General features: G+C 67.6%; 11 protein-coding genes. 1 reads left to right on the plus strand and 10 read right to left on the minus strand.

Annotated features, from left to right (window positions below):
* Positions 1 to 52: 52 nt before the first annotated feature.
* The 7 genes from LK996_RS05160 to aspS are packed head-to-tail and all read right to left on the minus strand — an operon-like array spanning position 53 to position 6,898.
* The gene (locus LK996_RS05160; RefSeq protein WP_230526066.1) at positions 53 to 1,972 is read right to left on the minus strand and encodes a potassium transporter Kup; all 1,920 of its coding nucleotides are present in this window, start codon (positions 1,970 to 1,972) and stop codon (positions 53 to 55) included.
* Positions 1,973 to 1,985: 13 nt separating this feature from the next.
* A complete protein-coding gene (gene ruvA, locus LK996_RS05165; protein ID WP_230526067.1) occupies positions 1,986 to 2,576 on the minus strand; it encodes a Holliday junction branch migration protein RuvA in 591 nt (196 codons plus the stop codon).
* A gap of 20 nt (positions 2,577 to 2,596) precedes the next feature.
* Complete coding sequence (ruvC, locus tag LK996_RS05170) at positions 2,597 to 3,118, minus strand: crossover junction endodeoxyribonuclease RuvC (RefSeq protein ID WP_230526068.1); 522 nt, start codon at positions 3,116 to 3,118, stop codon at positions 2,597 to 2,599.
* Positions 3,119 to 3,140: 22 nt separating this feature from the next.
* A complete protein-coding gene (locus LK996_RS05175) occupies positions 3,141 to 3,872 on the minus strand; it encodes a YebC/PmpR family DNA-binding transcriptional regulator (protein ID WP_230526069.1) in 732 nt (243 codons plus the stop codon).
* Positions 3,873 to 3,909: 37 nt separating this feature from the next.
* Positions 3,910 to 4,560: an alpha/beta fold hydrolase gene (locus tag LK996_RS05180; protein WP_230526070.1), complete on the minus strand. Its 651-nt coding sequence runs from the start codon at positions 4,558 to 4,560 to the stop codon at positions 3,910 to 3,912.
* The gene (locus LK996_RS05185) at positions 4,557 to 5,114 is read right to left on the minus strand and encodes a GNAT family N-acetyltransferase (protein ID WP_230526837.1); all 558 of its coding nucleotides are present in this window, start codon (positions 5,112 to 5,114) and stop codon (positions 4,557 to 4,559) included. Before LK996_RS05185 ends, LK996_RS05180 begins: the two co-directional genes overlap by 4 nt.
* 5 nt (positions 5,115 to 5,119) lie before the next feature.
* Positions 5,120 to 6,898: an aspartate--tRNA ligase gene (gene aspS / locus LK996_RS05190; protein ID WP_230526071.1), complete on the minus strand. Its 1,779-nt coding sequence runs from the start codon at positions 6,896 to 6,898 to the stop codon at positions 5,120 to 5,122.
* 156 nt (positions 6,899 to 7,054) lie between these two features.
* Here aspS and LK996_RS05195 point away from each other — a divergent pair, with 156 nt between their 5' ends.
* Positions 7,055 to 8,125 carry a GGDEF domain-containing protein gene (locus LK996_RS05195; protein WP_230526072.1) on the plus strand — a complete coding sequence of 357 codons (1,071 nt, stop codon included), beginning with the start codon at positions 7,055 to 7,057 and terminating at the stop codon, positions 8,123 to 8,125.
* 304 nt (positions 8,126 to 8,429) lie between these two features.
* On the opposite strand, the gene LK996_RS05200 is transcribed toward LK996_RS05195, so the two are convergent.
* The 3 genes from LK996_RS05200 to clpB form a co-directional block, all read right to left on the minus strand.
* Positions 8,430 to 8,702, minus strand: a complete 273-nt coding sequence (locus LK996_RS05200; protein WP_230526073.1) for an FmdB family zinc ribbon protein — start codon at positions 8,700 to 8,702, stop codon at positions 8,430 to 8,432.
* A gap of 31 nt (positions 8,703 to 8,733) precedes the next feature.
* Positions 8,734 to 10,605: an ABC-F family ATP-binding cassette domain-containing protein gene (locus LK996_RS05205; protein WP_230526074.1), complete on the minus strand. Its 1,872-nt coding sequence runs from the start codon at positions 10,603 to 10,605 to the stop codon at positions 8,734 to 8,736.
* Between the two features lie 63 nt (positions 10,606 to 10,668).
* Positions 10,669 to 13,251: an ATP-dependent chaperone ClpB gene (gene clpB, locus LK996_RS05210; protein ID WP_230526075.1), complete on the minus strand. Its 2,583-nt coding sequence runs from the start codon at positions 13,249 to 13,251 to the stop codon at positions 10,669 to 10,671.
* Positions 13,252 to 13,280: the final 29 nt, after the last annotated feature.

A 13,280-nucleotide genomic window follows, 5' to 3' on the forward strand; every position in this document is an offset into this window, starting at 1 on the left:
CACATTGTAACGCCAGCGGGGCCGGCGGCAACCGCGACCTCTTCGGCAGGATTCAGATTTCGACCTGTGCGCCCAGTTCCACCAGCCGGTTGCCCGGGATGCGGAAGAACCCCGTGGCCGGCGCGGCGTTGCGGTGCAGGAAGGCGAACAGGCGGTCGCGCCATACGGGCATGCCGCGGTGGCGGCCGGCGACGATGGTTTCGCGGCTGGCGAAGTACGTCGTGTCCATCGGGTCGAACGGGATGCCGACGCGTTCCTCCATGTCGCAGGAGCGCATCAGCGCCAGCGGCACGTCGGGGACTTCCATGAAGCCGAAGCGCACCGTCACGCGGTAGAAGTCGTCGCCGATCGCTTCGATCTTCAGGCGCGCATCCTTGGGCGCGTGCGGCACGTTGAGCGTTTCCACCGTGAGGAACACGTTGCGCTCGTGCAGCACCTTGTTGTGCTTGAGGTTGTGCAGCAGCGCGTGCGGCACCATGCCCTTCTGCGCGATCAGGAAAATGGCGGTCCCCGGCACGCGCGTCGGCGGCGCGAGCATCAGGCCGGGCAGGAAGGAATCGAGCTGGATGCCTTCCTTGCGGATTTCCTCGTACAACAGCTGGCGACCACGGCGCCACGTGCGCAGCACGGTGAACACGAAGATCGCGAGCACGACGGGGAACCACGCGCCGTCGAGGAACTTCACGCCGTTGGCGACGAGGAATGCGACGTCGATGATCCCGAACACCACGCACAGCGGCAGCACCCACGCGCGCGCCTTCGGCCACATCGCGCGCGCGACCAGGAACAGCAGCAGCGTGTCGATCAGCATCGTGCCGGACACCGACACACCGTACGCCGACGCCAGGCCCGTCGAGCTGCGGAACATCAGCACGACCGCGATCACCGCGAGCATCAGCACCCAGTTGATCCACGGGATGTAGATCTGGCCGATGGTTTCCTTCGACGTGTGCTGGATGCGCATGCGCGGGATGTAGCCGAGCTGCATCGCCTGGCGCGCGACCGAGTACGCACCGGTGATCACCGCCTGCGATGCGATCACCGCCGCCGCGGTGGCGAGCACGATCATCGGGATGCGGACCATGTCGGGCACGGCGAGGTAGAACGGATTGCGCGCGACGTCCGGGTCGAGCAGCAGCAGCGCGCCCTGCCCCATGTAGTTGAGCATCAGCGCGGGCAGCACGAACCAGTACCACGCGTGGCGGATCGGCCGCGCGCCGAAGTGGCCCATGTCCGCGTACAGCGCCTCGCCGCCGGTGACCGCGAGCACCACCGCGCCGAGGATGAAGATCGCGTGCCCGCCGTGCGTTGCGAAGAAGTTCATCGCCCACCACGGGTTGATCGCGTGGAAGACCTCGGGGTTGTGGCGGATGTTGATCACGCCGATCACCGCGAGCGCGACGAACCACACCACCATGATCGGCCCGAACACCTTGCCCACGCGCGCGGTGCCGAAGCGCTGCGTGACGAACAGGAACACGATGATGCCGAGCGTGAGCGGCACGACCCACGAGTGCAGCTGCGGCGCGACGACTTCCAGGCCTTCGATCGCCGACAGCGTGGTGATGGCCGGCGTGATCACACCGTCGCCGAAGAACAGCGACGCACCGAAGATCCCGAGGATGCCCACCGCGTACGCCGAGCGCGAATCTTTCGGCAGCGTACGCTGGGCGAGCGCCATCAACGCCATGATGCCGCCCTCGCCTTCGTTGTCGGCGCGCATGATGATGGTGACGTACTTCGTGGTCACCACGATCATCAGCGCCCAGAACACCAGCGACAGGATGCCGAGCACGGTGTCGTGGTTGGCGACCAGGCCGTAATGCGGCGAGAACGCTTCCTTCAGCGTGTACAGCGGGCTCGTGCCGATGTCGCCGAACACGACGCCGACGGCGCCGACGGAGAGCGCGAGCAGCCCTGTCGATCCGCCATGCCCGCTGGCGTGCGAAGTTGCCTTTTCGTTGGCGGCCATGGTCTTGACGGACTCAGCGGAGCGCGGACTTTAGCGCCTTGCGGATGATGGTCGCGGCGTCGTCGCCGGCTGCGGCGGCGTCACGCACCATCCGCGCCGCTTCCGCGGGCTTGTAACCGAGTTGCTGCAGGGCGACGACCGCTTCGGATTGCGGATCGGCGGGCACGCCGCCCGTGCCCAGCGGACCGCCACCGCCGCCGAGGTCGGCCGCGCGATCGCGCAGTTCGACCACCATGCGTTCGGCGGTCTTCTTGCCGATGCCGGGGATGCGCGTGAGCGCGGTGACGTCGCTCGCCTGCACCATGCGCGCGAATTCGTCGACGCTGACGCCGGAGAGCACGGCCAGCGCGATCTTCGCGCCGATGCCCGACACCCGCTGCACGTCGCGGAACAACCGCCGCTCGTTCTCGCGCAGGAAGCCGTACAGCGACACGCTGTCTTCCTTTTGCGCGTAATGCGTGAACAACGCGACCTCGCGCCCGAGTTCGGGCAGGTCGTAGAACGTGCTCATCGGCGCTTCGAGTTCGTAGCCCACGCCGTTGACGTCGACCACCAGCCACGGCGGCTGCTTGTGCACGAGGATTCCCTTGAGGCGTCCGATCACCTGTGTCTGTCCTCGTGTTGTCAGCGGCGGCGCAGCAGCGCGACGCTTGCGCCCGCGCGCAATGCGGTCGCGCTCATGTGCGCGTGCGTGAGTGCGACGGCCAGCGCATCCGCGGCGTCGGCCTGCAGGCGTGCGTCGGGGAGTTTCAGCAACAGGCGCACCATGTGCTGCACCTGGGCTTTCTCGGCGGCGCCGCGGCCGACCAGCGATTGCTTGATCAGGCGCGGCGCATATTCGTGCACGGGCAGGTGGCGACGCACGACGGTCGCGAGCGCCGCGCCGCGGGCGTGACCCAGCTTCAGCGCGGAACTGGCGTTCTTGTCCATGAAGACGGTTTCGATCGCGACCTCGTCGGGTCGCCAGCCGTCGATCACCGCTTCGAGGCCTTCGCACAGGCGGCCGAGGCGCGCGGGGAAATCGGCGGCGTCGAGCAGCACCAGCGCTTCGCAATGGACGAACGTGCAACGCCCCGCCTCGTCGACGTCGATCACGCCCACGCCGGTGCGCTGGGAACCGGGGTCGATGCCGAGGATGCGGGTCACGTTGTCGAGTCTACGCTGCGTCTTACGCGTATGCGGCGTCGCCGAGGTCGGCGTTCGAATAGACGTTCTGGACGTCGTCCAGGTCCTCGAGCCAGCGCAGCAACTTGGCGACCTGGATGGCGGTGTCGCCGGTCACGGCGATGTCGTTGTCCGCGCGCATCGTGATTTCGCCGAGGTCGGCCTTCAGGCCCGCGCCTTCCATCGCGGCCTTGACGCTTTCGAAGGCGTCGGGCGCGGTGAGGACGTCGATCGCGCCGTCTTCCGGGTAGACGACCACGTCGTCGGCGCCGGCTTCGATCGCGAGGTCGGTGATGCGCTCTTCGTCCGCGCCGGACGCGAACGAGAGGACGCCGAGCTTCCTGAACATGAAGGCCACGGAGCCGTCGGTGCCGAGGTTGCCGCCGAACTTGCCGAACGCATGGCGCACGTCGGCGACGGTGCGGACCTTGTTGTCGGTGAGGCAGTCGACGATCACCGCGACGCCGCCGGGCGCGTAGCCCTCGTAGCGGATTTCCTCGTAGGTGACGCCTTCGAGTTCGCCGGTCGCCTTCTTGATCGCGCGCTCGATCACGTCCTTGGACATGTTGACCTGCAGGCCGCGGTCGATCGCCGCGCGCAGGCGCGGATTGGAAGCCGGGTCGCCGCCGCCGGCGCGTGCCGCCACGCCGATTTCGCGGATCACCTTGGTGAAGATCTTGCCGCGCTGCGCGTCGACGGCGTTCTTGCGCGCTTCGATGGAGGGGCCACGACCCATGGGGAACCCGATGCCTTGCGTTGCGAGGGCGCGGATTCTACGCGGCCGGCCCTGATCGTGCTTGCGAAAACGCGCCGTCGCGCAGGAAGGCCACCGCCTGCCCGGCCGCTTCGGCCGAAAACAGCAGGCCGCTGTGGCTGGCGTCGACGACCACGTGGTCCTTCACGCCCGCAAGGCGGGTTTCCTCGACCGCGACCGTGCCGTCGTGCTCGCTGCCGAAGCCCGCGAACAAGGCCCCGAGCCCATGCGGCACGCGGCCCGCGACCACGCCGACCTCGGCGCCGCAGGTCGGGCACGCCCGGAAGCCTTCGCGCAACAGGCGCGCGCTGCGCCCGAGCATCGCGCCCGCCATCGGCCAATGCAGCATGCCCGCGGCCGCGCCGCTGCCGGTGAGCGGCGAGCCCAGGCACACGACGCGCCGCACCTTCAACTGCGGCGCATCGGTCAGCGCCTGCAACGCGATCAGGCCGCCGAGGCTGTGCGCGACGATGTCGAGTTCGCGATCGCCGATCGCCTCGATCAGGCGCGGCACCGCGCGATCGGGCCCGTCGGCGACGCTCAGGTAGGAGAAGACTTCGGTATCGAACCCCGCCCCGTGCAGCTTGCCGGCGAGCCAATGCATCGCCATGCCCGGCATCCACAGGCCGTGCAGCAGGAGCACGGTGCGGCTGGTCGGGGGATGGGTCATCCGGCGTTCGCGCGCGCCTTCGGCGAAGCGGCGGCATCGCGACGCAGGATGAATTCGGGGTCGCGCGTTTTGCCGACCAGGAATTCGTAGCCGCCGACCTTCTGGAACCCAAGGCGTTCGTAGAACCGCTGCGCGCCGAAGTTCTGCGAGTACACGCCGATCCACAGCGTGCGCGGGCCGTCCTGTTCGAGCCAGTCGAACGCGGTCTGGATCAGGCGCGAACCGACGCCGCCGTTCTGCGCGGCCGGCATCAGGTAGATGCGCTTCAACTCGCCGTCTTCGGGCTTCACGTCGGCGTGCGGCAACGTGCACGGACGACCGGCGAGTGCGTAACCCACCGCTTCGCCATCGCGCTCGACGAGCCACAGCGCGCAACCCGGATCAGCGAGGTACTTGTCGTGCTGTTCGAGCGAATAGCTGTCGCGCACGAACGCCGCGAGGTCTTCCGGCGGATAGAGATGACCGAAGGCCTGCACGAACGCGCGCTCGGCGACTTCCGACAAACGCATGGCGTCGGCCGGCGTCGCGCGGCGAATCGTGCAATCGCCGGCCATGACGTTCACTTCGCGACCTTCTCGCGCACCTGCACGTGCACTTCGGCCAGCTGCGCATCCGGCACCGGCGACGGCGCGCCGGTCATCAGGCACTGCGCGGTCGTGGTCTTCGGGAACGCGATGACGTCGCGGATCGATTCGGTGCCCGCCATCAGCGCGGCGATGCGATCGATGCCGAACGCGATGCCGCCGTGCGGCGGCGCGCCGTACTTCAGCGCGTCGAGCAGGAAGCCGAACTTGCCTTCCGCTTCTTCCGCGCCGATGCCGAGCAGCTCGAACACCGCGCTCTGCATCTTCGAGTTGTGGATGCGGATCGAACCGCCGCCGATCTCGTTGCCGTTGAGCACCATGTCGTAGCCGCGCGACACCGCGGACTTCGCGTTCGCGCGCAGGTCTTCGATCGAATCGACCGCCGGCGCGGTGAACGGATGGTGGAGCGCGACGAAACGGTTCTCTTCGTCGTCCCACTCGAACATCGGGAAGTCGGTGACCCACAGCGGCGCCCAGCCTTCGGCGACGAGGCCGAGATCCTTGCCGAGCTTCAACCGCAGCGCGCCCATGAAGTCGGACGCGCTCTTGTACGTCGCGGCGCCGAAGAAGATCGCATCGCCGGTTTGCGCGCCGGTCGCCTTCAGGATGGCGTCGAGCGTCGCATCGTCGAGGAACTTCGCGATCGGCGAGCTCACGCCTTCGCGGCCCTTGGCGAGGTCGTCGATCTTCATCCACGCCAGGCCCTTCGCGCCGTACTTGGCGGCGTGCGCGGCGTAGTCGTCGATCTGCTTGCGCGAGAACTGCGCGCCACCCGGCGTGCGCAGCGCGACGACGCGGCCGTCTGCGTGGTTCGCCCAGTCGGTGAACACCTTGAATTCGCAGGTCTTCACCAGCTCGGCGATGTCGGTGAATTCCATCGCGTTGCGCAGGTCGGGTTTATCCGACCCGTAGCGGCGCATCGCTTCTTCATACGTCATGCGCGGGAATGGATTGGCCAGCTCCACGTTCATCACTTCGCGGAACACGACACGGATCATTTCCTCCACCGTGTCCTGCACGTCGCGCTCGCTCACCCACGCGAACTCCATGTCGAGCTGCGTGAATTCGAGCTGGCGGTCGGCGCGCAGCGCTTCGTCGCGGAAGCAGCGCGCGATCTGGTAGTAGCGGTCGAAGCCCGCCATCATCAGGATCTGTTTGAACAGCTGCGGCGACTGCGGCAGCGCGTAGAACTCGCCGTGGTGCATGCGCGCGGGCACGAGGAAGTCGCGCGCGCCTTCGGGCGTCGCCTTGGTGAGGATCGGCGTTTCGATGTCCTGGAAGCCGCGCGCGTCGAGCCAGCGGCGCAGCGACTGCACCAGCTGGATGCGCGTGCGCATCATCTGCTGCATTTCCGGGCGGCGCAGGTCGAGGTAGCGATACTTCAGGCGGATGTCCTCGCCCGGGTTCTCGTGCGCGTGGAAGGGCAGCGGCTCGGCCTTGTTCATCAGCTCGATCGAGGTCGCGACGACTTCGACCTGGCCCGTCTTGATCTTCGGGTTGACGCTCTGGCGGCGGCGCACGGTACCGGTGATGCGCAGGCAGTCTTCGTAACCGACGTGCGCGGCGGCCGCGAGGACCGCGGCGTTGCCTTCGGCATCCGACGGCTCGGCGACGATCTGGACGATGCCTTCGTGGTCGCGCAGGTCGATGAAGCACAGGCCGCCGAGGTTGCGGGCGACGTCGGCCCAGCCGCACAGGGTGACGGTCTGTCCGACCAGCGCCTCGTCGACGAGGCCGCAGAAGTGGGTACGCATGGGGGCTCCAGCCGATTGTGTTGCCCGGCGACGGGCGCCGGAAAGATGGCCATTCTAGCCGGTCGCCCGCGCCGGGCGGCCCTCATTCCCGTGCGAGTCCTGCGCCGCCCGGTTGCGACGTTGGGCTTATGCAAGGACCACTGAGGGGGCGGTCGCATGGTGTTTCCGCCGGAGCGCGAGGCGGTCTACGTCCGCAGGATGTTCGGGTGGCAGCGGGCCCGCCTGCGGCGGCTGGTGCTGCTCGCCCCGTTCCTGCTGCTGTTCTTCATCGCGCTGGAGGCGCTGCTGATGCCGGCGCCGATCGGCGCGTGGCTGCGCGCGCCGGCGACCTGGGTCAGCTTCACCGTGCTGCTGGCGATCGCGATCTGGATGCGGAGCCTGCGCGACGCCGATGCCTTCGCATGGGCCGGGGTCGCGCTGCAGACGCTGTTCCTGCTCGCGTGCGCGCTCAGCACGCGACCCGGGCACGGGGGCCTCGCCCTGCTGCTGCCGATGTTCGTCGCCACCCCCTTGGTGACCGCGCCGTTCTGGGCGCGGGCGCGCACGGTGGTGGTCGCTGTGCTGCTGGCCTATGCGGCCGGCGGGTTCGCGCTGTGGCACAGCGCGGCGGGGAGCACGGTGTGGCTCGCGTTCGGGATCCAGGCGGTGGTCGGCGCCATCGTCGCGCTTGCGATGCACGCGACGGTCGACCACGCGCGCCGCAGCTACTTCCTCGCCGAAGAAGAACTCGCGCAGCGCGCGCAACTCGACGCGCTCACCTCGGTGCTGAACCGCCGCCACTTCATCGAAACCGGCGAAGCGCTGCTGATGCACACGCGCCCGGGCCACGCGCTGACCGCGTGCTTCCTCGACCTCGACCACTTCAAGCGCGTGAACGACGAAGGCGGCCACCGCGTCGGCGACAAGTTGCTGGCGGCCGTCGCGAAGGTGCTGCTCGAACTGCAGGGCGCGGGGCGCCTGATCGGCCGCGTCGGCGGCGAGGAATTCGCGCTGCTGCTGCCGGGCATGCGCGCCGACGAAGCGGAAGCCTTCATCGAGCGCGTGTGCGAGCGCATCGCCTCATTGTCGGTCGATGGCTTCTCCTGCACCGCGAGCGTCGGCGTCGCCGAGTGGCATGCGGGCGAAACGTTGTCGGACCTGCTGCATCGCGCGGACCTCGCGCTGCTTGCGGCGAAGCGCGCGGGGCGGAATCGCGTGGTGCAGTGGAGCGCAGGGGTCGCTGCCTGAACTTGTGGAGAGCGCGGCTTCGGATGGGCGGCTCGACACGCGCAGGTGTATGTACCCCGCCGGTCCTGCCAAGCGCCATCCATGGCCAGCCAAGGCCCGTGCGCAAAACCATCCATGGTTTTGCTCGGGGTACATACACCTGCACGTGCCGACCCGCACTTCGGATTCACTCCCTCCACATCTTCAGCAGAAGAGCGGAGACGTCGACGAAGTGGGGGCGATGAATTGTTTGTGCGGAGGGGTGCGCATGCGCACCCCTCCGCCCGTCCGAAGCGACGCGCCCAATCCGTCTACGTGCGACGCGTTACTCGGACGACGAAGGCTTCGACTCGGCCGGCTTCGACTCGATCGGCTTCGCCGACCCCTCGGTCAGGTTCTTCTTTTTGTCGCCGTCTTTCTTGAAGTCGGTCTCGTACCAGCCGCTGCCGGAGAGGCGGAACGACGGCGCGGTGAGCTGGCGCTTCACCTGGTGCTCCGCGCCGCACGCGGGGCACGTCGTCGGGTCGGGGTCCGACATCTTCTGGAGTCGGTCGAACTCGTGGCCGCAGGCGGCGCATTCGAAGGCGTAGATGGGCATGGCGATTCGATAGGGTCGGTGCGGTGGGGAATCAAGCGGCGTCGTAGAGGGACAGCAGGTCGGCTTCGGCGCGTTCGAGCTCAAAGCGCAGCGTCGCCTGTTGCTTGCCGAGGTCGCCGGCGCGGCCGTCGGTGTAGGCCTTCGGATCGGCGAGTTCGGCGTCGATGCGCGCGATCTGCGCTTCGAGGTCGGCGACGCGGGCCTCGGCCTTCTGCAGCGCGTGGGTGTTCACTTTCTTCGCGGCGGGCTTCGAAGCAGCGGGCGCCGGTGCGGGTGCGGGGGCGTCGGCGGGCTTCGCCTTCGCGGCCTTGTCGGCCTTCGACGATTCGCTGCCCGGGCGCGAGCGCAGCCACGCCGCGTACTGGTCGAGGTCGCCGTCGAAGTCTTCGACCTTGCCGTCGGCCACGCGCACGAAGCGATCGCACACCAGGCCGATCAGGTGACGGTCGTGCGAGACGAGCACGATCGCGCCGTCGAAATCGCTCAGCGCTTCGGCGAGCGCTTCGCGCATGTCGAGGTCGAGGTGGTTGGTCGGCTCGTCGAGCAGCAGCACGTTCGGTTGCTTGAACGCGATCATCGCGAGCGCGAGGCGCGCCTTCTCGCCGCCGGAGAATCCGTCGATCGATTCGAACGCGCGGTCGCCGGGGAAATTCCACTTGCCGAGGAAATCGCGGAACACCTGCGTCGCCGCATCGGGCGAAATCTTCTTGAAGTGATCGATCGGCGAGGCGCCCGCGGTCAGCGATTCGACCGTGTGCTGCGCGAAGTAACCGATGCGCATGTCCGGATGCGCGATGCGGTCGCCATCGATCAGCGGCAGTTCGCCGACCAGCGTCTTCACGAGCGTCGACTTGCCGGCGCCGTTCGGGCCGAGCAGGCCGACGCGATCGCCCGCTTCGAGGCTGAAGCCGACGTCGTGGAGGATGCGCGTCGCGCCGTAACCGCAGTCGGCGTGGCGCAGGCTGACCAGCGAGTTCGGCAGCTTCACCGGTTCCGGGAAATCGATGTGCAGCGAGCGTTCGGCGCGCACCGCCTCGGTGCCGGCGAGTTTCGCCAGGCGCTTCATGCGCGACTGCGCCTGCTTGGCCTTGCTCGCCTTGGCCTTGAATCGGTCGATGAACGACTGCAGGTGCGCGCGCTCGGCCTGTTCCTTCTCGAACGCGATCTGCTGCTGGCGCAGTTGTTCGGCGCGCTGGCGTTCGAACGCGGTGTAGTCGCCGCTGTACAGCTTCGCGCGCTGCTCGTGCAGGTGCAGCGTGTGCGTGCAGATGTTGTCGAGGAACTCGCGGTCGTGCGAGATCACCAGCAGCGTGCCGGGATAGCGCAGCAGCCACTGTTCCAGCCACAGCACGGCGTCGAGGTCGAGGTGATTGGTCGGTTCGTCGAGCAGCAGCAGGTCGCTCGGCGTCATCAGCGCGCGCGCGACGTTGAGGCGCACGCGCCAGCCGCCCGAGAAGTCGGACACGGCCTTCGCGTGCGTTTCCGGCGGGAAGCCCAGGCCGTGCAGCAAGCGGCCCGCGCGCGCGGTCGCGTCGTAACCGTTGAGCTCTTCGAGTTTCTGGTGCGCCTCGGCGACGGCTTCCCAGTCTTCGTTGGCGAATGCGTTCGCCTCCATCTGGATCGCCGCGTGCACGGCGGCGTCGCCGGAGAGCACGAAGTCGATCGCCGAATCGGGCAGCGACGGGGTTTCCTGCGCGACCGAGGCGATGCGCGCCTTGCCGGGCATGTCGACGTCGCCCTTGTCCGCCTCGACCTCGCCCATCATCACCGCGAACAGCGACGACTTGCCGGTGCCGTTGCGCCCGACCACGCCCACGCGATAACCCGCGTGCAACGCGAGGTCGACATCGGACAGGAGAAGGCGTTCGCCGCGGCGGAGGGCGAAGTTGCGGAAGGAAATCATGAGGGGGAGGCGTGCAGCGGGAGGCCGGATTTACCGGCGCATTCTACCCGCCTCCCGCCCCGTTCACGCCTTCCGGAACGTGAGCTGCCCGCCTTCGGCCCCCACGAGGATCGTGTCGCCGCTCGTGAATTCGCCGGCCAGGATCTTCGTGGCCAGCGGATTTTCGAGCTGCTGCTGGATCGCGCGCTTGAGCGGGCGCGCGCCGTAGACGGGGTCGAAGCCCACGTTTCCGAGCAGCTGCAGCGCCGGATCGGACAGTTCGATCCGGATCCCGCGCTCGGCCAGCCGCTTGCCCAGGTATTGCGTCTGGATGCGCGCGATCTCGCGGATCTGCGCCTTGTCGAGCGGATGGAAGACGACGATCTCGTCGAGGCGGTTGATGAATTCCGGGCGGAAGTGCGCCTGCACCACGCCCATCACCGCCGCCTTCATCTGCACGTAGGACTCCGGCGTATCGCCCGACAGTTCCTGGATCATCTGCGAACCGAGGTTCGACGTCATGACGATCACGGTGTTGCGGAAATCGACCGTGCGCCCCTGCCCGTCCGTCAGGCGCCCATCGTCGAGCACCTGCAACAGGATGTTGAACACGTCCGGATGCGCCTTCTCGACTTCATCGAGCAGGATCACGCTGTACGGGCGGCGGCGCACCGCTTCGGTGAGGTAGCCGCCCTCTTCGTAACCGACGTAGCCCGGGGGCGCGCCGATCAGGCGCGCGACCGAGTGCTTCTCCATGAACTCGCTCATGTCGATGCGCACCATCGCATCGGACGAATCGAACAGGAATTCGGCGAGCGCCTTGGTCAGTTCGGTCTTGCCCACGCCGGTCGGGCCGAGGAAGAGGAACGAACCGTTCGGCCGATTGGGATCGCTCAGACCCGCGCGTGAACGGCGGATGGCATCCGACACCGCGCGAACCGCTTCGGACTGGCCGATCACGCGCTGCTGCAGCTGCGACTCCATGTTGAGCAGCTTCTCGCGCTCGCCTTCGAGCATCTTGCTGACGGGGATGCCGGTCCAGCGCGACACGACTTCGGCGATTTCCTCGGCGGTGACCTTGTCCTGCAGCAGCGTGAAGCCCTTCGTCTCGGCTTCCTGCGCGGCGTGCAGCTGCTTCTCCAGTTCCGGCAGCTTGCCGTACTGGATCTCGCTCATCTTCGCGAAGTCCTGCTTGCGCTGCGCGGCTTCGAGTTCGAGCTTCGCCGCTTCGATCTGCTCCTTGATCTTCGTCGCGCCCTGCAGCGTGGCCTTTTCGGCCTTCCACACTTCCTCGAGATCGTTGAACTCGCGTTCGAGCTTTTCGATTTCCTGCTCGAGGTCGGCCAGGCGCTGCTTCGATTCGGCGTCCTTCTCCTTCTTCAGCGCCTCGCGCTGGATCTTCAGCTGGATCAGGCGGCGTTCCTTGCGATCGAGTTCCTCCGGCTTGGAGTCGATCTCCATGCGGATGCGCGAGGCCGCTTCGTCCATCAGGTCGATGGCCTTGTCGGGCAACTGGCGATCGCTGATGTAACGGTTCGACAAGGTTGCAGCAGCGACGATCGCGGGATCGGTGATCTCCACGCCGTGGTGCACCGCGTAGCGCTCCTTTAGGCCGCGCAGGATCGCGATGGTGTCCTCGACGCTCGGTTCGCCGACGAACACTTTCTGGAAGCGGCGTTCGAGCGCGGCATCTTTCTCGATGTACTTGCGGTATTCGTCGAGCGTGGTCGCGCCGATGCAATGCAGCTCGCCGCGCGCGAGCGCGGGCTTGAGCATGTTGCCGGCGTCCATCGCGCCTTCGGCCTTGCCGGCGCCGACCATCGTGTGCAGTTCGTCGATGAACAGGATGATCTGGCCTTCGTTCTTCGCCAGGTCGCTGAGCACGGCCTTCAGGCGTTCTTCGAACTCGCCGCGGAACTTCGCGCCGGCGATCAGCGCGCCCATGTCGAGCGACAACACGCGGCGGCCGCGCAGGCCTTCGGGCACTTCGTTGTTGATGATGCGCTGCGCGAGGCCTTCGACGATGGCGGTCTTGCCCACGCCGGGTTCGCCGATCAGCACGGGGTTGTTCTTGGTGCGGCGCTGCAGGACCTGGATGGTGCGGCGGATTTCCTCGTCGCGACCGACGACCGGATCGAGCTTGCCGTTCTCGGCGCGCGCGGTGAGGTCGATCGTGTATTTCTCCAGCGCCTGGCGCTGGTCTTCGGCATTCTCGCTCTGCACCTTCTCGCCGCCGCGCATCCCGTCGATGGCGGTCTCGAGCTTCTGCTTCGAGGCACCTGCGGCCTTCAGCGCGCGGCCCGCTTCGCCGGAATCCTCGAGCGCGGCGAGCAGGAACAGTTCGCTCGCGATGAACGCATCGCCCTTCTGCTGGGCGAGCTTGTCGGTGACGTTGAGCAGGCGCGCGAGATCGTTGCCGACGCTCACGTTGCCGGCCTGGCCCGAGACCTTCGGCAACTTGTCGAGCGCTTCGCCGAGGCGTTCGCGCAGCAGCGGCACGTTGACGCCGGCCTGCGAGAGCAACGGGCGCGTGCCGCCGCCCTGCTGGTCGAGCAGCGCGGCGAGCAGGTGCACCGGTTCGATCACGCTGTGGTCGCGGCCCACGGCCAGCGACTGGGCGTCGGCCAGCGCCTGCTGGAAGCGCGAGGTGAGTTTGTCCATGCGCATGGGAGGGGATCCTCATGAAGATGAGCCGG

The organism is Noviluteimonas lactosilytica, from assembly GCF_020866925.1.
GTDB lineage: Bacteria > Pseudomonadota > Gammaproteobacteria > Xanthomonadales > Xanthomonadaceae > Noviluteimonas > Noviluteimonas lactosilytica.

Excerpts from the sequence above, each read along its gene's own strand:
- LK996_RS05160 (WP_230526066.1), bottom strand. The coding sequence starts at position 1,972 with ATGGCCGCCAACGAAAAGGCAACTTCGCACGCCAGCGGGCATGGCGGA.
- LK996_RS05175 (WP_230526069.1), bottom strand. The coding sequence starts at position 3,872 with ATGGGTCGTGGCCCCTCCATCGAAGCGCGCAAGAACGCCGTCGACGCG.
- LK996_RS05180 (WP_230526070.1), bottom strand. The coding sequence starts at position 4,560 with ATGACCCATCCCCCGACCAGCCGCACCGTGCTCCTGCTGCACGGCCTG.
- LK996_RS05185 (WP_230526837.1), bottom strand. The coding sequence starts at position 5,114 with ATGGCCGGCGATTGCACGATTCGCCGCGCGACGCCGGCCGACGCCATG.
- aspS (WP_230526071.1), bottom strand. The coding sequence starts at position 6,898 with ATGCGTACCCACTTCTGCGGCCTCGTCGACGAGGCGCTGGTCGGACAG.
- LK996_RS05195 (WP_230526072.1), top strand. The coding sequence starts at position 7,055 with ATGGTGTTTCCGCCGGAGCGCGAGGCGGTCTACGTCCGCAGGATGTTC.
- LK996_RS05200 (WP_230526073.1), bottom strand. The coding sequence starts at position 8,702 with ATGCCCATCTACGCCTTCGAATGCGCCGCCTGCGGCCACGAGTTCGAC.
- LK996_RS05205 (WP_230526074.1), bottom strand. The coding sequence starts at position 10,605 with ATGATTTCCTTCCGCAACTTCGCCCTCCGCCGCGGCGAACGCCTTCTC.
- clpB (WP_230526075.1), bottom strand. The coding sequence starts at position 13,251 with ATGCGCATGGACAAACTCACCTCGCGCTTCCAGCAGGCGCTGGCCGAC.